Origin of the sequence: Szabonella alba (assembly GCF_016765775.1) — a bacterium.
In the GTDB taxonomy this organism is placed as follows: domain Bacteria; phylum Pseudomonadota; class Alphaproteobacteria; order Rhodobacterales; family Rhodobacteraceae; genus Szabonella; species Szabonella alba.
In genome coordinates this window covers 183,924-203,337 of record NZ_JAESVN010000004.1, presented here as the reverse complement: position 1 = coordinate 203,337, position 19,414 = coordinate 183,924, and the positions used below count along the sequence as shown (strand labels likewise).

Sequence of the window (19,414 nt, the reverse complement as noted above, 5' to 3'; positions counted from 1 at the left end):
GGGCTGTCTGCCCCCCACACCCCCCGAGGATATTTCTGAACAGATGAAGTCAGGGGCGAGGCGACATGAAGAAACGGGTCTTGTCGGTGGCATCCGAGGCGGTTCCCCTGCTGAAAACCGGGGGGCTGGCGGATGTCGTGGGCGCGCTGCCCGGGGCGCTGGCGGGGCAAGGCTGGGAGATGCGCGTGCTGATGCCCGCCTATCGCAGCTTGCGGGGCGGGATCGCGGATTGGCCGGTGCTGTGGCGCGAGGCCGATCTGTTCGGCGGGCCGGGCGAGGTGCGGGGCGGGCGCGTGGCGGGAATGGAGGTGCTGCTTCTGGACGCGCCGCATTTTTTTGATCGTGCGGGCGGGCCTTATTCGGGGCCGGAAGGCGACTGGCCGGACAATCCCGAACGCTTTGCCGCACTCTGCTGGGCGGCGGCAATGCTGGCCGAGGAGGGGCTGGCCGATGGCTGGCGGCCCGATCTGGTCCATGCCCATGACTGGCAGGCGGGGCTGGCTCCGGCCTATATCGCCTATCACGGGCGGGCGGTGCCCACGGTGCTGACAATCCACAATATCGCCTTTCAGGGCTTTGCCCCCGCCGACCGTCTGGCCAGACTGCGCCTGCCGGGGGATCAGTTCCATTCCGGTGCGCTGGAATATTATGGCGGGATTTCCGCGCTGAAGGCGGGGCTCGTGACGGCGGACCGGATCACCACGGTTTCACCCCGCTATGCCGAGGAACTTATGCGCCCCGAGTTCGGCATGGGGCTGGAAGGGGTGATTGCCGAACGGGCGGCCGATGTTTCGGGCATCCTGAACGGCGTCGATACCGCCGTCTGGTCGCCCGAGGCCGGTGATGCGCCCTATTCGCTGCGCAGCCTGAAGGGCAAGGCGGCCGCGCGTGCCGCCCTTTGCGCGGAATTCGGGCTGGAGGTGCCGGGGCCACTGGCGATTGTCGTCAGCCGGTTGACCGATCAGAAAGGCATCGACCTGATCCCGCCGGTTGCTGCGGATTTCGTGGCGCAGGGCGGGGGGCTGCTGGTGCTGGGCTCGGGCGATCCGGGGCTGGAGGGGGCGATGCAGGCGCTGGCTGCCGCCCATCCGGGGCGGGTGGCGGTGCGGATCGGCTATGATGAGGCCCTCAGCCGCCGGATGTTTGCGGGCGGCGATGCGGTGCTGGTGCCGTCGCGGTTTGAACCTTGCGGACTGACCCAGATGTATGGCCTGCGCTTTGGCACGCTGCCGGTCGTCTCGGCCGTGGGAGGGCTGGCCGATACGGTGATTTCGGCCAGTCCGGTGGCGCTGGCCGCAGGGGTGGCGACGGGGATCGTCTTTCATCCGACGGATGCGATGGCGCTTGGCCGCGCGCTGGGGCGTCTTTGTGATCTTCATGGCCAGCCGAAGCTTTGGCCCGCGATGATGAAAGCCGCGATGCGGCAGGATCTGGGATGGGAGGCGAGTGCGTCCGCCTATGCCGCCCTTTACGAAGGCCTGCTGCGATGAGCCATGCCGCGCGGCACTCGGGCTGGTCGGCAGGGCCGGGCCAGCCCTGGCCGATGGGATCGACGCCCACCGGGGATGGGGTGAATTTTGCGGTGTTTTCCGCCCATGCCGAAGCGATGGAGCTGTGTCTTTTCGCCGAGGACGGGCGGCGCGAGATTGCGCGTCTGCCCTTTCGTGACCGCGATGGCGATGTCTGGCACATGCATGTCGCAGGGCTTCTGCCCGGTCAGGCCTATGGCTTTCGCGCCCATGGCCCTTACCGGCCCGAGGAGGGGCATCGCTTCAACCCGGCAAAACTGCTTATCGACCCCTATGCGCGGCGGCTGGAGGGGCGGCTGCGCTGGTCGGATGCGCTGATGGGTTACCGCGTCGGCAGCGCCCGGGCCGATCTGTCCTTTGACAATCGCGACAGCGCCTTTGCCATGCCGAAATCGGTGGTGACCGACACCGCCTTCAGTTGGGGGGAGGATGCGCCCCCCGGCAGGCCCTGGACCGATACGGTGATCTATGAGGCGCATGTGAAGGGCCTGACCGCGCTACATCCGCAGGTTCCGAAAGGCTTGCGCGGCACCTATCTGGGACTGGCCACCGATCCGGTGCTGGATCATCTGACCCGGCTGGGGGTGACGGCGGTGGAACTGCTGCCGGTCCATGCCTTTGTCGATGACCGGTTTCTGGTCTCGAAAGGATTGCGCAATTACTGGGGTTATCAGAGCATCGGCTTTTTCGCGCCTGATGTGCGCTACATGCTGCGCGATGCGATGCTGGAATTCCGCACCATGGTCAGCCGGTTGCATCATGCCGGGATCGAGGTGATCCTTGATGTCGTCTACAATCATACCGGTGAGGGGGACGAACTGGGGCCGACGCTGGCCTTCCGGGGGCTGGACAATGCCAGTTATTACCGGCTGCGTGAGGGCGGGCGGTTCTATGTCAATGACACCGGCACCGGCAATACGCTGGATCTGACGCATCCGATGGTGCTGCGCATGGTGATGGACAGCTTGCGCTATTGGGTCACGGAAATGCATGTGGACGGGTTCCGGTTCGATCTGGGCACGGTGCTGGGGCGAGAGACGCCGGGGTTCGATCCGCGCGGCGGTTTCTTCGATGCGATCCGGCAGGATCCGGTTCTGGGGCGGGTGAAGCTGATTGCGGAACCCTGGGATATCGGGCTGGGGGGGTATCAGCTGGGGGGGTTCCCGCATCCCTTCGCCGAATGGAATGACCGGTTCCGCGACGGGGTCCGGCGCTTTTGGCGCGGCGATGCGGGAATGGCGCCCGATCTGGCCAAGCGATTGCTGGGATCGGCGGAACGGTTCGACCATGGTGGGCGCGCGGCACACGCTTCGGTCAATTTCGTCACCGCGCATGACGGGTTCACGCTGGCGGACCTCGTGTCCTTTACCGTCAAGCGCAACCTCGCCAATGGTGAGGAAAACCGTGACGGCCATGGCGACAACCATTCCGACAATCTGGGGGTCGAGGGACCATCAGACGAACCCGCGATCCATGCGGCCCGCGCCCTGCGGCGGCGCAATCTGATGGCGGTTCTGATGCTCAGCCAGGGCACGCCGATGTGGCTGGCGGGGGATGAACTGGGCAATTCCCAAGGCGGCAACAACAATGCCTATGCGCAGGACAATGAAACCGGATGGCTGCAATGGGAACCGGGGGATGCCGAAATGACCGGTTTCATGGCGCGGCTGGCGGACCTGCGCCGCGCCCATCCGGTGTTGCGGCAGCGACGGTTCCTGCATGCCCGTGCCCGCGCGGCGGATGGGTTGCGCGATGTGATCTGGCGCCGCCCCGACGGGGCTGAACCGCGCCCCGAGGATTGGCATGACGCCGATTTCCGCTGTCTGGGGGTAGAGTTGCGCATGGCTGCCGAAGGCGCGGGCGAGGGGCGGGAGGCGCTGCTGGCCTGGTTCAACGCGGGCGGGCCGGTCGGCCTGAACCTGCCGGAAACTGCGCCACGCTGGCGGCTGATCCTTGACACGACCCGCCCCGAGGCGACAGCAACGGATCTGTCAGGATCCTATCAGGCCCCCGCAGGCTCGGTCCTTGTTTTCGTGCCGCAGAACGATTGAAAGAAGGGAAATACCCATGGCCGTCCGCACCATCACCGTCACACCCTTTGAAGGGCAGAAGCCCGGCACGTCGGGGCTGCGCAAGAAGACAAGGGTCTTCCGACAGCCGCATTATCTGGAATGTTTCGTGCAGGCGATCTTTCAGGCCATTGGCGGCGCCGAGGGCAAGACTTTTGTTCTGGGCGGTGACGGGCGGTTTCACAACGATCAGGCGGTGCAGGTGATCCTGCGTATGGCGGCGGGGCAGGGGGCGGTGCGGGTGATCGTCGGGCAGGGCGGCATCCTGTCGACCCCGGCCGCCAGCCATCTGATCCGGCTGAACGGCACCGATGGCGGGATCATCCTCTCGGCCTCACACAATCCGGGGGGGGAGGAGGCGGATTTCGGCATCAAGTTCAACATGCCCAATGGCGGCCCGGCCCCCGAGGCGGTGACCGATGCGATCCATGTCGCAACGCAAGGCGTCCGCGCCTACAGCCTGTTCGACGGCCCCGCGATTGACCTTGACCGGCTGGGCACGGTGACGCTGGGGTCGATGGAGGTGCAGATCGTCGATCCGGTGGCCGATTATGCCGATCTGATGGAAAGCCTGTTCGATTTCGACGCGATCCGCGGTCTGTTCCAGGCTGGGTTCCGGATGCGGTTCGATGCGATGTGCGCGGTGACGGGCCCCTATGCAAAGGGCATTCTTGAGGACCGTCTGGGGGCGGCGCCCGGAACGGTGGTTCACGCCACACCACTGCCCGATTTCGGCGGCATGCATCCCGATCCGAATCCGACCTGGGCGCATGAGTTGATGGCCGAGATGATGGGCGCGGAGGCACCCGATTTCGGCGCGGCCTCGGATGGCGACGGGGATCGCAACATGGTGCTGGGGCGCGGCATCTATGTCTCACCCTCCGACAGTCTGGCGGTTCTGGCCGCCAATGCGAATCTGGCGCCCGGCTATGCCAAGGGGCTGGCCGGGGTGGCGCGGTCGATGCCCACTTCGGCGGCGGTGGACCGGGTGGCCGAGGCCTTGGGGATCGAGGCCTTTGAGACGCCGACGGGCTGGAAGTTCTTCGGCAATCTGATGGATGCGGGCCGCGTCACGCTGTGTGGTGAGGAAAGTTTCGGCACCGGATCAGACCATGTGCGCGAAAAGGACGGGCTGTGGGCGGTGCTTCTATGGCTGAACATCCTTGCCGCGCGCGGGGAAAGCGTGGAGGCGATCATGGCCGCGCATTGGGCGCGGTTCGGGCGGAACTATTACAGCCGTCATGATTTCGAGGCCATCGAAACGACCAAGGCCGATGCGATGATTGCCGATCTGCGGGGACGGCTGGCGGATCTGCCGGGGCTGGAGGTCGAGGGCATGACCATCGCTGCCGCCGATGATTTTGCCTATACCGATCCGGTGGATGGCTCGGTCAGCCGCAATCAGGGCGTGCGCGTGGTGTTCGAGGGCGGCAGCCGGATCGTGCTGCGCCTGTCGGGCACCGGGACCGAGGGCGCGACGCTGCGCCTGTATCTTGAGCGCTATGCACCCGGGCCCGATGGGCTGGGCCTTGACCCGCAAGAGGCGCTGGGCCCGATGATCCGCGCCGCGCATGAAATCGCGGGAATTGCCGGGCATACCGGCCGGACCGCGCCGGATGTGGTGACCTGAGCGGGCAGGCAGGCGAGTCGGGAAAGGATTCTCTATCGCCAGTCCGTTTTGCGCTGTGCTTGCAGCGGGTTCGGGCGGATGAGGAAAAGCACCGCTTTTCCCCGCCCGCAGCGCTACCTTGCCCCGGAACCGCCAGCCACACGAAAGATCAGAGGACAGCGCCTGCCCGGGCGGGGGCGAAGCACCCGCCTTGGGGCGGGCGGGTGCTGTCCGGCGGCCTTTGGGCCACCGGAGGACAAATTCCACCCGCCTCGCATGACCGGGGCGATGGCCCCGGTCATGGACAGATCGCGAGGGCTTACCGCCAACCCGGTGCCTCACGGCAACCCCACCCGGAAAATGCTTCGACCTTTTGACCTGTTGCGCGGGCCTGCGGCGCTGCTACCCTGAGGGGCAGTTCAAGGAAAGGCCGATGCAGCCAAAGCCCGATAGTCCCGTTCCCTTCCCCCCCGGCCGCGCAAAGGGCGGGTTTCGTCATGCGCTGATCGTCGACGACCATCCGCTGTTTTGCGATGCGCTGGCGATGACGCTCAAATCCGTGGCGGGGATCGCCGCGATCGACACGGCGGACCGGCTGGAGACGGCGCTGGCGCGGCTGGATCTGGTGCCCTTGCCCGATGTGGTGGTGCTGGATCTCGACCTGCCGGATGTGACGGGCTTTGACGGGCTTGTGCGGCTGCGCAGCGCCGTGCCCGATCTGCCGGTGGTCGTGGTGTCCTCGATGGCCGATCATCGCGCCATCGGGGCGGCGCTTGCGGCGGGGGCTGCGGCGTTCGTTCCGAAACATTCCCGGCGTGAGGTGTTCCGCGCGGCCTTTGACGCGGTGGCCGCCGGTCGGCGCTATCTGCCCGAGGGCTATGTTCCCGATCCGGGCGGACCCGGCAACCGGCGTGAGGCGGCGCTGGCTCGGCTGGCGCTTCTGACGCGGCAGCAGTCGCGCATCCTGCAATTGATCTGCGAGGGGCGGCTGAACAAGCAGATCGCCTTTGACCTGTCCATCGCGGAAACCACGGTCAAGGCCCATGTCACCGCGATCATGCGCAAACTGGGCGTGCAAAGCCGCACGCAGGCGGTGCTGATCGTGCAGGAGGCGAGTTTTGCCGCCCTGATGCCGGATCAGGCCTGAGCGCGTGGACCGGACCCGTCCCGATCCCGCGCCCAGCCCGCCCCCCGGCGGTGGCATCCATCTGCCGCGCGCCCATGTGGCGGGCGATGCCGCCGATCCGGTTCAGGCGCTGAAGGCCGGGCTGGGAGAGGGGCCGCTGGCGCTGGTCCTGCTGTTCGCGGGGCCGGGGCATGACCCGGCAGCACTCGCGGGTGCGGCGCAGGCGGCCTTTGGTGCGGTGCCGGTCATCGGCTGCACCACGGCGGGGGAAATCGCACCCGGCGGCTATGCTGAAAACAGCCTTCTGGCCGTGGGGCTTCCGGCGGCGCATTTCACCGCCCATCCGCTGCTGATCGAAGGGCTGGATGCCATCGGGCGTGAGGCGCTGACGGGTCAGGTGATCCGCGCCCGGCAGATGCTGGCGGACCGTGAACCGCACTGGGCGCATGAGTTTGCCTTTCTGATGGTGGACGGGCTGTCGCTGCGCGAGGATGAACTGGCTGGCGTTCTGGCGGCGGGGCTGGGGCCGGTGCCGCTGTTCGGCGGATCGGCGGGGGACGGGCTGCGTTTCGGGCGAACCTTTGTCTTTCATCAGGGGCGGGCGCTGGAAAACGCGGCGGTGCTGGCGCTGGTGCGGTCGGATTGCCGGGCGCGGGTGTTCAAGCTGGACCATCTGCGCCCGACGGCGCGGCGCATGGTCGTCACCTCGGCCAGCCCTGCGCGGCGCATCGTGCATCAGATCAATGCCGAACCCGCCGCGCGGGAATATGCGCGGCTGCTGGGCAAGGATCCGGCACAGTTGACGCCCTTCACCTTTGCCGCCCATCCGGTCGTGGTGCGGATCGGTGGGCAGCATCATGTCCGCGCCATCCGCGAGGTCGCCCCGAATGGCGATCTGGTGTTCTTTTCAGCGATTGATGAGGGGCTGGTGCTGACGCTGGCCGAACCTTGCGACATGGTTGCCCATCTGGCCGAAGGGCTGGAGGCACTGCGCGAGGGCGGTGTGGCGCCCGCCGTTCTGGCCTGCGACTGCATCCTGCGCCGGATGGAGGCGCAGGAAAAGCAGATGACGGGGGCAATCTCGGCACTGCTGGGGGCGCATGGGGTGCTGGGCTTTTCGACCTATGGCGAACAGATGGGCGCCATGCATGTCAACCAGACGCTGACCGGCGTTGCGATTTATCCGCCGGGGGTCTGACATGGCGCGCGCCCCCGATCCCGAGGTTCCCGCAGACCTGATCGACCCGCAGGATGCGCCCGAACGGCAGCGCGACAAACTGCTGGTCATTGCGGGCGCCTTGATGAAGCGCGTCGAACAGGCCACCGATGACGGCGGGGCCGCCTATGCGCAGTTCCAGCGCGCCGTGCTGCTGGAAGATGAGGTGCGCGAGCGCACGCGCGATCTGGAACGCGCGCTGGATCTGCTCAACCTCTCCAATGCGCGTCTGGCCGAGGCCAATCGCGCGACCGAGGCCGCGCGGCGCAATCTGGCCTCGGCGCTGGAACAGTTGCAGGAGGGGTTCGCGCTGTTCGACCCCTCCGACCGGCTGATCCTTTTTAATTCGCGATTTTGCCTGGCCTTGCGGGACATCCATGCCCGACTGGCCCCGGGGCTGGCCTTTGCCGATTATGTCGGAATGGTCAGCCGATCCTCTGATCTGGCGCTGCCTGCGGGGCAGGGGCCTGACGATTGGCGCGCGGGCCGGATGCGGGCCCATCGTGAACCCCATGCCAATGTCAGCGTCAGCCTGACCGGGGATCGCTGGCTGCAGGTGTCCGAACACCGCACACTGGATGGCGGCACGGTGATCCTGCAGACCGATGTGACCGATATCATCCGGCTGGAACGGGAAACGCGCGGGCGGCTGCTGGACGATCAGGCGCGCGGGGTGCGGGCGACGCTGGACCATCTGGCGCAGGGGGTGGCGATTTTCGACGCGCAGGCGCGGCTGATCGGCTGGAACCGGCGATTCGGTGAATTGCTGGCCCTGCCGATGTCGGCCTTGCGGATGGGGGCCGAATTCGGCCTGCTGATGGACCGGCTGCCCCGCGATTTCCGGCTGGCAGGTCTGGATGCGGCGGCGCTGTTGGCTTGGGCTGCGGCGCAGGCCGGGGGGGCGGCGCGCCCGCATCTGCGCTTTGGCGCTGAACGGGGCGATGCTGCGCTGGTGCTGGATATCTTCGCGCAGGAAATGCCGGACCGGGGCTTTGTAATCTCACTCTCCGATGTCACCGCCGAGCGCGCGGCGATTGCGGCGCTGTCACAGGCCAATGAAACGCTGGAGGCACGCGTGCGCGACCGCACGCTGGAGCTGGAGGACGCGCTGGCCGATGCCGAACGGGCCAATGCCAGCCGTGCGCGTTTCGTCGCGGCGGCCAGCCATGACCTTTTGCAACCCCTGTCGGCGGCGCGGCTGTTCCTGTCTGCGGCCGAGGATGGCCCGATGCCCCCGCCATTGCGCGAGACGCTGGGCAAGGCACAGAATGCGCTGGATTCGGTCGAGGCTATACTGGGCGCGCTGCTGGATATCTCGAAACTGGACAGCGGCAAGGCGGCGGTGACACCCGGCCCGGTCGATCTGGCGGGGCTGCTTGCGCAACTGGCCGAGGAATTCGGCCCCGTGGCGGCGGCACGCGGGCTGGCGCTGCGGGTCTGGCCCGCGCGGCATGTCGTGCGATCCGATCCCGCCTATCTGCGGCGCATCCTGCAGAACCTGATCGGCAATGCGATCCGCTATACCGAACGGGGCCGGGTCGTGGTCGGGGCGCGGCGCCGGGGCCAGATGCTGCAGCTTGAGGTCTGGGATACCGGCCCGGGTATTCCCGAGGCGGAACAGGACAATATCTTTCGGGAATTCCACCGCCTGAATGCCCGCGCCTCGGCCTCGGAAGGCATGGGGCTGGGGCTGGCGATTGTCGAGCGGGCGGCGGCTCTTCTGGGTCATCCCTTGGGCCTGCGATCCGTAACGGGGCGGGGCACGGTCTTTCTGCTGCAGGTCCCAGTGGAACGGGCGGGTGCCGCCGCCCCGGCCGCAATCCCGCCGGGCAGCGACGCCGCCGGGCGCCTGCAGGCAAGGGCAGTGACGCGCGACCGCATCGCGCTGCTGGTCGAACCCGATGCCGATCTGCGCCGGGCCATCGGGCTTTTGCTGGAAAAATGGGGCATGAATGTTCTGGATGCCGCTGACGGGCCTGCAGCGCTGGCGCTGATCACGGAAATCGGCATTCTGCCCGATGTGCTGCTGGTCGACACGGGCGCGGCCGGGGCCGGGGCGGCCAGCCGTTTCGTGCAGCAGTTCTGCGATCTGCATGGCGATCTGCCCTGTTGCCTTTTTCTGTCGGGGGCTGAGGCGGCAGACCTGCCCGACGGAATGACCTGTCTGAAAAAACCGCTGGACCCCGCCGCGCTGCAGGCTTTCCTGACCGGGGTTCTGGCGTCATGATGCGCCTACGACCATTGTTCCATAGCCCTGCCTGCGGATTTGCGCATAGGGTGTTTCAAAGGCCCGCGATGCCCCGTGTGGCAGCATCGCACGCTGCCCGGCCCATGGCCGCGACGCGCAGGGGCGAAAGGGAGGACTGACCTGTGAAACTGACCGACCAGCGCGATATCGCGGCGGATCCCGCAACCGTCTGGGCCGCGATCCTTGATGCGGATGTCCTGAAAGCCTGCGTTCCGGGCTGCGAAAGCATGACCGGCAGCCCCCAAGAAGGGTTCGAGGCGGTGGTGGTGCAGAAGGTCGGCCCCGTGAAGGCGCGCTTTACCGGCGCGGTGACCCTGTCCGACATGGTTGCCCCCGAAAGCCTGCGGATCACGGGGGAGGGCAAGGGCGGGCCTGCGGGTTTTGCCAAGGGCGGGGCCAATGTCACGCTGACGCCCTCCGAACGCGGCACGCTTCTGTCCTATGAGGTAGAGGCCAATGTCGGTGGCAAGCTGGCCCAGCTTGGCAGTCGCATCATCGACGGCTTTGCCAAGAAGATGGCGGATGAGTTTTTTGCCCGTTTCCAGCAGGCCGTCGAAGGGCCGCAGGACGCGGATGAGGCAGAGGTGACGGAAGGCGGGGAGGCGGCAGAAGGCGCCGATCCCGAACAGAAAAAGGGCTGGTTCAAGCGCATGATCGGCTGAACCGGATCGCTACCCAGATGATTTTCAAGGGAGGATGACCATGACAAAAGTCACGATGACGGTGAATGGCAAGACCGTCTCGGCGGACACCGAAGGGCGCACGCTGCTGTCGTCCTTTCTGCGCGACGGGCTGGGGATGACCGGCACGCATATCGGCTGCGACACCTCGCAATGCGGGGCCTGTCTGGTTCATGTCGATGGGAAGGCCGTCAAATCCTGTTCGGTCTTTGCGCAGGAAGTGGCGGGGGCGCAGGTGCGCACGATCGAGGGCATGGCCAATGCCGACGGGTCGCTTTCGGTGATCCAGCAGGCCTTTCAGGACCATCACGGGCTGCAATGCGGCTTCTGCACCCCGGGCATGGTGATGTCGGCAGCTGCCCTGCTGGCCGAGAACCCCAAGCCCACCGAACATGAGGTGCGGCATTATCTTGAGGGAAATCTGTGTCGCTGCACGGGCTACCACAATATCGTCAAGGCGGTTCTGGCGGCCTCGGGGCAGGATGTTTCCGGCCTTGGTGTCGCCGCGGAATAGGAGATAAATCAAAAACTTGCGATCCGCTTTTGACGTATCGCATCAAGGGAGGTTGTCATGCCGAAAGACGGTGGCATCGGTGCAAGCACCAAGCGGCGCGAGGATATGCGCTTTCTGACCGGCAAGGGCCGGTATACGGACGACATCAACATTCGCGGTCAGGTCCATGCGCATTTCCTGCGCTCGGATGTGGCGCATGGCCGGATCAACGGGATTGATCTGTCGGCAGCCGAGGCGATGCCGGGCGTGCTGCGCATCCTGACGGCGGCGGATTTTGCGGCGGTCGGTGGAATTCCCTGCGGCTGGCAGGTCACCGACCGGCACGGGCAGGTGATGCAGGAGCCCAAGCATCCGGTTCTGGCGGATGGCAAGGTGCGCCATGTCGGTGACCCCATCGCGATGATCATCGCCGAAACCTATGAACAGGCCCGAGACGCGGCCGAGGCGGTTTTGGTTGATATCACCGAACTGACCCCGGTGCTGGACATGAAGGCCGCGCTGGCCGAGGGGGCGGTAAAGGTTCATGACGATCTGACCTCGAACCTGTGTTACGATTGGGGGTTTGTCGAGGAAAACAAGGCCGCTGTTGATGCGGCATTCGCCAAGGCCGCGCATGTGACGACGCTGGAACTGGTCAACAACCGGCTGGTTGCGAACCCGATGGAGCCGCGCGTGGCCGTGGGGGATTTTGAATCCCATTCCGACCAGTACACGCTGTATACCACCAGCCAGAATCCGCATGTGATCCGCCTTCTGATGGGGGCCTTCGTGCTGGGGATCCCTGAGCACAAGCTGCGGGTCGTGGCGCCCGATGTGGGCGGCGGATTCGGATCGAAGATCTATCACTATGCCGAAGAGGCGGCGGTGACCTTTGCCGCAAGGCTGGTCGGACGTCCGGTGAAATGGACCTCGTCGCGGTCCGAGGCCTTCATTTCGGATGCTCATGGCCGCGATCATGTGACGAAGATCGAACTGGCGCTGGACGACGAGAACAACTTCACCGCACTGCGCACCGATACCTATGCCAATATGGGCGCTTATCTTTCGACCTTCGCGCCCTCGATCCCGACATGGCTGCATGGCACGTTGATGGCTGGGAATTACAAGACGCCGCTGATCTATGTGAACGTCAAGGCGGTGTTCACAAATACCGTGCCGGTCGATGCCTATCGCGGCGCGGGCCGGCCCGAGGCGACGTTTCAGCTGGAACGCCTGGTCGACAAGGCCGCGCGGGAACTGGGCGTCGATCCGGTTGACCTGCGGCGGCAGAACTTCATCACGCCTGACATGTTCCCCTATCAGACGCCGGTCGCCGTTGTATATGACACCGGCAATTATCAGGCCACGATGGACAAGCTGCTGGAAATTTCGGACCATGCGGGGTTCGAGGCGCGGCGCGCGGAAAGTGCCACACGCGGCAAGCTGCGCGGTTTCGGCATCGCGCATTACATCGAGGCCTGCGGAATTGCGCCGTCCAACCTTGTGGGCCAGCTGGGCGCACGGGCGGGGCTTTACGAATCTGCCACGGTGCGGGTCAATGCCACCGGCTCGATCTCGGTCTATACCGGCAGCCACAGCCACGGGCAGGGGCATGAAACTTCCTTCGCGCAGGTCGTGGCCGAGATGATCGGGATTGACGCAAACCAGATCGACATCGTGCATGGCGATACCTCGAACACGCCGATGGGCATGGGCACCTATGGTTCCCGCTCGCTTGCGGTCGGGGGCTCGGCCATCGTGAAGGCCACCAACAAGATCATCAACAAGGCCAAAAAGATCGCGGCGCATCTGCTGGAGGCGTCCGAGGCCGATATCGAGCTGAAGGACGGCAAATTCGCAGTTGCGGGCACCGACAAATCGGTGGATTGGGCGGGGGTCACGCTGGCGGCCTATGTTCCGCATAATTACCCGCTGGAAAGCCTTGAACCGGGGCTTGAGGAAACGGCGTTCTACGATCCGTCGAACTTCACCTACCCCTCGGGCGCCTATGGCTGTGAGGTGGAGGTGGATCCTGACACCGGCAAGGTGCAGGTCCTGTCCTTTGCCGCCGCTGATGATTTCGGCAATATCGTCAACCCGATGATCGTCGAGGGGCAGGTGCAGGGCGGGCTGGCGCAGGGAATCGGTCAGGCGCTGCTGGAAAACTGCGCCTATGACGGCAACGGGCAGCTTCTGTCCGGGTCCTTCATGGATTACGCGATGCCGCGCGCCGATGATCTGCCGATGTTCACGGTCGATCATTCCTGCATCACGCCTTGCACACATAACCCGCTGGGCGTGAAGGGCTGTGGTGAGGCCGGGGCCATCGGATCACCGCCTGCGGTGGTCAATGCGGTGATCGACGCCTTGCAACGCGCGGGTCATGCCCATGTAACCCATATCGACATGCCCGTGACGCCTGCGCGCGTCTGGGCGGCCATGAACGGCTGAGGGAGGGAAACCCATGTATGATTTCGAACTCGTGAAACCCGCATCCCTTGCCGAAGCGGTCAAGGCAATGGGCGATGACGGCGCGCAGGCGCTGGCGGGCGGGCAGACGCTGGTGCCGACGATGAAACAGCGCCTGGCCTCACCCGAACGGCTGGTCAGCCTGACCGGGATTGCCGAGTTGCAGGGCGTTTCGGCGGCGGAAGGCCGTGTGACAATCGGGGCGGCGACCTGCCATGCCGATGTTGCGGCCAAGGCGGCGGCGCATTATCCGGGGCTGGCCGCCCTTGCCGGGCAGATCGGCGATCCGGCGGTGCGCAACCGGGGCACGATCGGCGGCAGCCTTGCCAATAACGACCCTTCGGCCTGTTATCCGGCGGCAGCCCTCGGGTCGGGCGCGACGATTGTGACGAACACGCGCGACATTGCGGCGGATGATTACTTTCAGGGCATGTTCGCCACTGCGCTGGAGGAAGGCGAGATCATCACCGCCGTGCGCTTTCCGGTGCCGCAGGCAGCGGGTTATGTGAAATTCGCGCAGCCCGCGTCCCGCTTTGCGCTGGTGGGGGTCTTTGTTGCCCGCTTTGCCGACGGGGTGCGGGTCGCGGTGACGGGGGCCTCGAATAACGGGGTGTTCCGATGGGCCGAGGCCGAGGCGGCATTGTCGGGCGATTTCAGCGCAGATGCGGTCACGGGGCTGACGGTTCCGGCCGATGACATGATCGCCGATCTGCACGGATCGGCCGAGTATCGCGCGCATCTGGTCGGCGTGATGACGGCGCGCGCGGTCAGGGCGGCGGGCTGACAGGGTCAGTTTTGCAAACCCGGCGGGGAGGGGGCGCTGCCCCCCGCCCCGTTTGCCCGTGCAGATGCCCGTGCAAACGGGGCTCCCCCGGGATATTTGCGGACAGAAAAAACGGGCGTCCTTACTGGGCCTGCGCCAGATGCACGGCGCAGCCGGTCAGGGCGGCGTAATCATCCTCGATCACCGCGACGCTGAAATCTTCCATGAAGCCTGCAAAACGGCCCTTGTCGCGGAACCCTTCGGTAAATCCCATCGCGGCCAGATGCGGGGCAAAGGCGCGCGCCACGCCGCCGCACAGATAAATGCCGCCGAACGGCAGGTGGATCAGCGCCAGATCGCCCGCCACATTGCCCAGGAGGCGAGAGAACAGCCGCCCCGTCGCCTGCGCACGGGGGCCAAACGGGCCTTGCCCATCCAGCGCGGCCGCAATCCCGGCGGCAGTCTGATCGCCGGTCTGCCCGGTTTCCTTGCCCTGAAAGGCGAAAAGACGCTCCAGACCGCGCCCTGACAGCACATCTTCGACCCCCGGAAAACCGTGGATTTCGGCAATGAAAGTGGCAAGGCGCAAGTCGGCGGCATCGCGGACCGGCAGGGTGACATGGCCGCATTCCGACGGGGCGACCAGCCGCCCCTGCGGGGTTTCATGCACCGGGGCCGCGTTGAAGCCGGTGCCGATGCCGATGACCAGCTTTGTCGCCCCGGGCGCGGGCAGTGCCGCCGAACGGAGGATCGGCGTCAGTTTTCCGGGCGGGATATGGCCAAGCGCATGGCCCTGTGCCTGCAGGTCATTCAGGATCGCCACGCGCGGCGCGCCCGTCGCCTGTTCCAGCGTTTTGGCGTCAATGGTCCAGTCCAGATTGGTCATCGTCGCCACGCCATCGCGCACCGGTCCTGCCACGGCGATACAGGCCCCGGCACATTTGCCCGCCCCGGCCCCGTCAAGATAGGTCCGCAGGATGGGCGCAAGCCCCGGATGGTCGGCATTGCGGAAGCGGCGGATCGTCTCCTCGCGGATCGCGCCCCCGGTGGCCAGCGCCACGCGGGTATTCGTGCCGCCGATATCGGCGACGAGGCTGGGGCGCGGATCGGTGGCGGTCATCGGGGGCTCCGTCAGGGGGCGGCTTGCGCGGAAGGGCGCGCAAGCGCGTGCGCAAGCGCGTGATAGGATGCTTTCGGGGTGCGCTGCAAGCTGTCGAAATCCACATGGACAAGGCCGAACCGCTTGTCGTAGCCATAGGCCCATTCGTAATTGTCGAGAAGCGACCAGCAGAAATAACCCCTGACCGGCACGCCCGTCGCAATCGCCGCGCGGACCTCGGCCAGATGGGCGGAAAGATAGGTGATGCGGTCGTTGTCCTCTACAGCCCCGCCGGTCTGGGCGTCGAGGGCGGCCATGCCGTTTTCAGTGACGTAGAGCGGCAGGCCGGGCGCATGGTCGCGCGCGATGCGGCGCAGGAAATGGCCCAGACCTTTGGGAAAGATCTCCCATCCCATCGCGGTTTCCGGAAGGGGGCCGGGCGTTTCGGCCAGCGCAGGCCATGGGGCTGGATCAGGGCCGGGGGCAGGGGCGATGCGCTTGCAGGTATAGTAATTCAGCCCCAGCCAGTCGAGCGGGGCGGCGATTCCGGCCATATCGTCCTGCCAGCCTGCGGGCAGATGCGGGGCGAGGCCCTCCAGCACATCATCGGGATAGCGCCCCTGACAGAACGCTTCGACAAACCAGCGGTTGTAGATCCCGTCATAAAGCCGGGCAGCGGCATGGGCGGCGGGGCTGTCATCGGCCGGATGGGCATATTCGAAATTGCACACGGCCCCTACATTGCGCGCGCCACCCGCGCGCAAGGCCGCGACGGCCTGACCATGGGCAAGACAGACATGATGCATCGCCCGGGCGGCGGCGCGGATATCGCGCAGCCCCGGCGCGTGATGGCCCATGAAATGCGACAGCCATGCCACGCACCACGGTTCATTGATCGGCGCAACTGACCAGATCCGGTCGCCGATCCGGGCCATGAGTATTTCGGTGTAATCGGCAAACCAGCCCGCAATGTCGCGGTTGCGCCAGCCGCCCAGATCGGCCAGCGGTGAGGGCAGTTCCCAGTGATAGAGCGTCAGCGCCGGTTTCAACCCGCGCTCCAGCATCCCGTCTACCAGCCGGTCGTAGAAATCGAGACCCTGGCGGTTGGCGGGGCCGCGCCCCTCGGGCTGTACCCGCGCCCATGAAGCCGAAAACCGGTAGGCATCGAAGCCGCCATCGCGGATCAGGTCCAGATCCTGCGGCCAGCGGTTCAGGTGGTCACAGGCGCGCGCGCCATCTTCGGCCCCGGCGACATTGCCCGGCGTTGCGGCAAAGTCGTCCCAATGGGTGCGGCCTGCGCCGCCCTGCGCATGGCCTTCGATCTGATAAGCGGATGTGGCGACCCCGAACAGGAAGTCCTTGGGAAAATCACTGCGTGAGGGAAGCATCCTATTTGCGCTCCGGGGCGGGGCCGGTCGACTGGCCGATGATGAGTTCGGCCTCTAGCAGGGCCTCACGCGGGGCGCTGTCCGGCGCGCCCAGCAAGTCCAGCAGCATAGCTGCCGCCTGCCGGCCGGCCTCACGCACCGAGGATCGGGCGGCGGTGAAGATCGGCACGTCCTCACCATTGCGCAGATAGCTCAGATCATCATCATGGATCACCACCGACACATCGCGCCCGAGTTTCAGGCCCTGCTCCTCAATCGCGCGGCGCAGGCCAAGGGCCGAAATCATCGACGAGATGACAAAGGCCGTGGGTGGATCGGGCAGGGACAGCATGTCCCGTCCCGCGCGATGGCCCCGCGCCTCGGTCATCTCGTCACTGGCCATCAGGGCGGGATCGGCGCTGATACCCCGGGCCGCCAGGGCATCGAGATAGCCCTTGCGGCGGCGGATCGCGAAATCCATGAATTCCAGCCCGTTGACCAATGCAATCCGCCGGTGGCCGAGATCGAGCAGGAAGCCGGTCGCGCGCTCAAAGGCGCGGCGGTTGTTCACATCGACCCAGGAATAGGGCAGCGCCGCCCCGGTTGAGCGGCCATGCACGACGAAGGGCAGGCCGATTTCCGTCAGCAGGTCGATCCGCGCATCGTCCAGGCGCGGCGCATGCAGGATCACGCCGTCACAGGCACCCCGCGCGCGCAGGTTGCGATAGGCGGTTTCTTCATCCTCATCGGCGACGACCGAAATCAGCATGTCATAGCCTGAACGGGAATAAACCTCACCGGCGCCGGCAATGAAATCCGAAAAGATCGGGTTCACGATCTCATGCCTTGTGGCGACCGGAATGACATGACCGATGGCCATGGAGCGCCCCGTCGCCAGCCGGATCGCGCGGGAATCGGGGCGGTAATTGTGCCGTTTGGCAGCGGCCATGACCCGTTCGCGCGTCGCCTCGTTCACCTCGGGATAACCGTTCAGCGCACGGCTGACCGTGGTCGGCGAAAGGCCAAGCTGGCTGGCAAGTTGCTTGAGATTCATCGCTGGCCCAAAACGGTTTGAAGTCGGGGGGACAATAGCCGCGGATCGCTGGCGCGTCAAAGGTATACCAGAATTCCCGGCCGGATTGGCGCGACAAACCCGTATCGAGGCCCGGTCGGGCGAAGGCTGCGGGTGGCAGGGCCATGGCAAAGGATTGACACAAAGAAGGGGATCGGGGAATGTGACCTATCCAAAGCGGTTTGAATCGATTCTGCCGCCGGGAGGGGATCATCGGGAGGATGCAATGAAGGCCAGAATGATGGCAGGCGCGGCCATGCTCGCGCTGATCGCGGGCGGCGCGCAGGCGCAGGATCTGAAATTCACGCCCGGCGAGGATGCGCGGTTCCACTGGGACAGCTATGAGGCGTTCGGCGCTGCGCATGACCTTTCAGGCCAAAGTCTGCGCATCGACGGGCCATGGGGCGGCATCGACAAAGAACTTTTTCAAAGCGTGATCGCCTATTTCGAGGCCGCGACCGGGGCCGATGTCGAATATACCGGCGGCGACGGGTTTGAGCAGCGCGTGATGATTGATGTCGAGGCGGGTTCGCCCCCGGGGCTGGCGGTCGTTCCGCAGCCCGGTCTTGCCGCCGATCTGGCCGCGCGGGGGCAGCTTGCCCCGCTGCCTGCGACAACCGCCGACTGGCTGCGGGAAAATTACGCAGCCGGGCAGTCCTGGGTCGATCTGGCCACCTATGCGGGCGCGGACGGGCAAGAGGCGCTGTATGGCTTTTTCTACAAGGTCGATGTCAAATCACTGGTCTGGTATGTGCCGGAAAATTTCGAGGATGCAGGCTATGACGTGCCCGAAACCATGGAAGACCTGCGCGCCCTGACCGATCAGATCGTGGCCGATGGCGACACGCCCTGGTGCATCGGGCTGGGGTCGGGCCCGGCGACGGGCTGGCCCGCGACGGATTGGGTCGAGGATATGATGCTGCGGGTCAACAGCCCCGCCGATTACGATGCCTGGGTCGCGAATGACCTGAAATTCGACGATCCGAAAGTCGTGGCCGCGATTGAGGAATTCGGCTGGTTCGCGCGCAATGATGCCCATGTCGCGGGCGGGGCAGGGGCGGTCGGTTCGACCGATTTCCGCGACAGTCCCAAGGGTCTGTTCCAGTTTCCGCCGCAATGCTACATGCACCGGCAGGCCTCGTTCATTCCGTCCTTCTTTCCCGAAGGCACCTTTGTCGGTGAGGATGTCGATTTCTTCTATTTCCCCGCTTACGCAGACCGTGATCTGGGCCGCCCGGTGCTGGGGGCGGGAACGCTGTTTGTCGTGACCGAGGACAGCCCGGTCGCGCAGGCCTTCATCGAATTTCTGCAGACCCCCATCGCGCATGAGGTCTGGATGGCGCAATCGGGGTTTCTCACGCCGCATAAGGGCGTGAATACCGAAACCTATGGCGATCCGACCCTGCGCAAGATGGGGGATATCCTGCTGGAGGCAGACACTTTCCGCTTTGACGGGTCGGACCTGATGCCGGGGGCGATCGGGGCGGGCGTGTTCTGGACGGGCATGGTCGATTACACTGCCGGGGGCGACGCCGCGACAATCGCGGCCGAGATCCAGCGTACCTGGGACAGTCTCAAGTGACCTGACAGGCCCGCGCCCGGAACCCGGGCGCGCGGCAGGCAAAGGGGGCCGTCACGGCGGGGCGGTCCAGTGACGGTGCCCGTCATTGGGGA

14 protein-coding genes are annotated in these 19,414 nt (G+C 65.8%); 11 read left to right on the top strand and 3 right to left on the bottom strand.

Annotation, left to right across the window (positions count from 1 at the left end; genetic code table 11):
- The first annotated feature begins 65 nt into the window (after positions 1–65).
- From glgA to JL811_RS11145, 10 genes are all read left to right on the top strand, one after another.
- Complete coding sequence (gene glgA / locus JL811_RS11190) at positions 66–1,490, top strand: glycogen synthase GlgA (RefSeq protein WP_202688708.1); 1,425 nt, start codon at positions 66–68, stop codon at positions 1,488–1,490.
- Positions 1,487–3,580, top strand: coding sequence for a glycogen debranching protein GlgX (glgX, locus tag JL811_RS11185; protein WP_202688707.1), 2,094 nt, complete (start codon positions 1,487–1,489; stop codon positions 3,578–3,580). Before glgA ends, glgX begins: the two co-directional genes overlap by 4 nt.
- Positions 3,581–3,596: 16 nt before the next feature.
- Positions 3,597–5,228, top strand: a complete 1,632-nt coding sequence (locus JL811_RS11180) for an alpha-D-glucose phosphate-specific phosphoglucomutase (RefSeq protein ID WP_202688706.1) — start codon at positions 3,597–3,599, stop codon at positions 5,226–5,228.
- 412 nt (positions 5,229–5,640) lie between these two features.
- Complete coding sequence (locus JL811_RS11175; protein WP_202688705.1) at positions 5,641–6,354, top strand: response regulator transcription factor; 714 nt, start codon at positions 5,641–5,643, stop codon at positions 6,352–6,354.
- A gap of 55 nt (positions 6,355–6,409) precedes the next feature.
- Positions 6,410–7,531, top strand: coding sequence for an FIST N-terminal domain-containing protein (locus tag JL811_RS11170; protein WP_202688957.1), 1,122 nt, complete (start codon positions 6,410–6,412; stop codon positions 7,529–7,531).
- A gap of 1 nt (position 7,532) precedes the next feature.
- Entirely contained in the window at positions 7,533–9,776 is a 2,244-nt protein-coding gene (locus tag JL811_RS11165) for a hybrid sensor histidine kinase/response regulator (protein ID WP_202688704.1), read from the top strand.
- Between the two features lie 143 nt (positions 9,777–9,919).
- Positions 9,920–10,459: an SRPBCC domain-containing protein gene (locus tag JL811_RS11160; protein ID WP_202688703.1), complete on the top strand. Its 540-nt coding sequence runs from the start codon at positions 9,920–9,922 to the stop codon at positions 10,457–10,459.
- Between the two features lie 40 nt (positions 10,460–10,499).
- A complete protein-coding gene (locus JL811_RS11155; RefSeq protein ID WP_202688702.1) occupies positions 10,500–10,991 on the top strand; it encodes a (2Fe-2S)-binding protein in 492 nt (163 codons plus the stop codon).
- 57 nt (positions 10,992–11,048) lie between these two features.
- Positions 11,049–13,421, top strand: coding sequence for a xanthine dehydrogenase family protein molybdopterin-binding subunit (locus JL811_RS11150; protein WP_202688701.1), 2,373 nt, complete (start codon positions 11,049–11,051; stop codon positions 13,419–13,421).
- A gap of 13 nt (positions 13,422–13,434) precedes the next feature.
- Entirely contained in the window at positions 13,435–14,223 is a 789-nt protein-coding gene (locus JL811_RS11145) for an FAD binding domain-containing protein (protein WP_202688700.1), read from the top strand.
- A gap of 121 nt (positions 14,224–14,344) precedes the next feature.
- Here JL811_RS11145 and JL811_RS11140 read toward each other — a convergent pair whose 3' ends face one another.
- The 3 genes from JL811_RS11140 to JL811_RS11130 are packed head-to-tail and all read right to left on the bottom strand — an operon-like array spanning position 14,345 to position 17,722.
- Positions 14,345–15,322: a glucokinase gene (locus JL811_RS11140; RefSeq protein WP_202688699.1), complete on the bottom strand. Its 978-nt coding sequence runs from the start codon at positions 15,320–15,322 to the stop codon at positions 14,345–14,347.
- An 11-nt stretch (positions 15,323–15,333) separates the two neighbouring features.
- On the bottom strand, positions 15,334–16,689 hold the full coding sequence (locus tag JL811_RS11135; RefSeq protein WP_202688698.1) for a GH1 family beta-glucosidase: 1,356 nt from the start codon (positions 16,687–16,689) through the stop codon (positions 15,334–15,336).
- A gap of 1 nt (position 16,690) precedes the next feature.
- Positions 16,691–17,722, bottom strand: a complete 1,032-nt coding sequence (locus JL811_RS11130) for a LacI family DNA-binding transcriptional regulator (RefSeq protein ID WP_202688697.1) — start codon at positions 17,720–17,722, stop codon at positions 16,691–16,693.
- 244 nt (positions 17,723–17,966) lie between these two features.
- On the opposite strand from JL811_RS11130, the gene JL811_RS11125 reads away from it, so the two are divergent.
- Positions 17,967–19,322, top strand: coding sequence for an ABC transporter substrate-binding protein (locus JL811_RS11125; RefSeq protein ID WP_202688696.1), 1,356 nt, complete (start codon positions 17,967–17,969; stop codon positions 19,320–19,322).
- Positions 19,323–19,414 lie beyond the last annotated feature (92 nt).

Bases quoted from the DNA above. Each gene is read 5' to 3' on its own strand.
- glgX (WP_202688707.1), top strand. From the start codon at position 1,487: ATGAGCCATGCCGCGCGGCACTCGGGCTGGTCGGCAGGGCCGGGCCAG.
- JL811_RS11155 (WP_202688702.1), top strand. From the start codon at position 10,500: ATGACAAAAGTCACGATGACGGTGAATGGCAAGACCGTCTCGGCGGAC.
- JL811_RS11175 (WP_202688705.1), top strand. From the start codon at position 5,641: ATGCAGCCAAAGCCCGATAGTCCCGTTCCCTTCCCCCCCGGCCGCGCA.
- JL811_RS11145 (WP_202688700.1), top strand. From the start codon at position 13,435: ATGTATGATTTCGAACTCGTGAAACCCGCATCCCTTGCCGAAGCGGTC.
- JL811_RS11180 (WP_202688706.1), top strand. From the start codon at position 3,597: ATGGCCGTCCGCACCATCACCGTCACACCCTTTGAAGGGCAGAAGCCC.
- JL811_RS11140 (WP_202688699.1), bottom strand. From the start codon at position 15,322: ATGACCGCCACCGATCCGCGCCCCAGCCTCGTCGCCGATATCGGCGGC.
- JL811_RS11150 (WP_202688701.1), top strand. From the start codon at position 11,049: ATGCCGAAAGACGGTGGCATCGGTGCAAGCACCAAGCGGCGCGAGGAT.
- JL811_RS11135 (WP_202688698.1), bottom strand. From the start codon at position 16,689: ATGCTTCCCTCACGCAGTGATTTTCCCAAGGACTTCCTGTTCGGGGTC.
- JL811_RS11130 (WP_202688697.1), bottom strand. From the start codon at position 17,722: ATGAATCTCAAGCAACTTGCCAGCCAGCTTGGCCTTTCGCCGACCACG.
- JL811_RS11125 (WP_202688696.1), top strand. From the start codon at position 17,967: ATGAAGGCCAGAATGATGGCAGGCGCGGCCATGCTCGCGCTGATCGCG.
- JL811_RS11165 (WP_202688704.1), top strand. From the start codon at position 7,533: ATGGCGCGCGCCCCCGATCCCGAGGTTCCCGCAGACCTGATCGACCCG.
- glgA (WP_202688708.1), top strand. From the start codon at position 66: ATGAAGAAACGGGTCTTGTCGGTGGCATCCGAGGCGGTTCCCCTGCTG.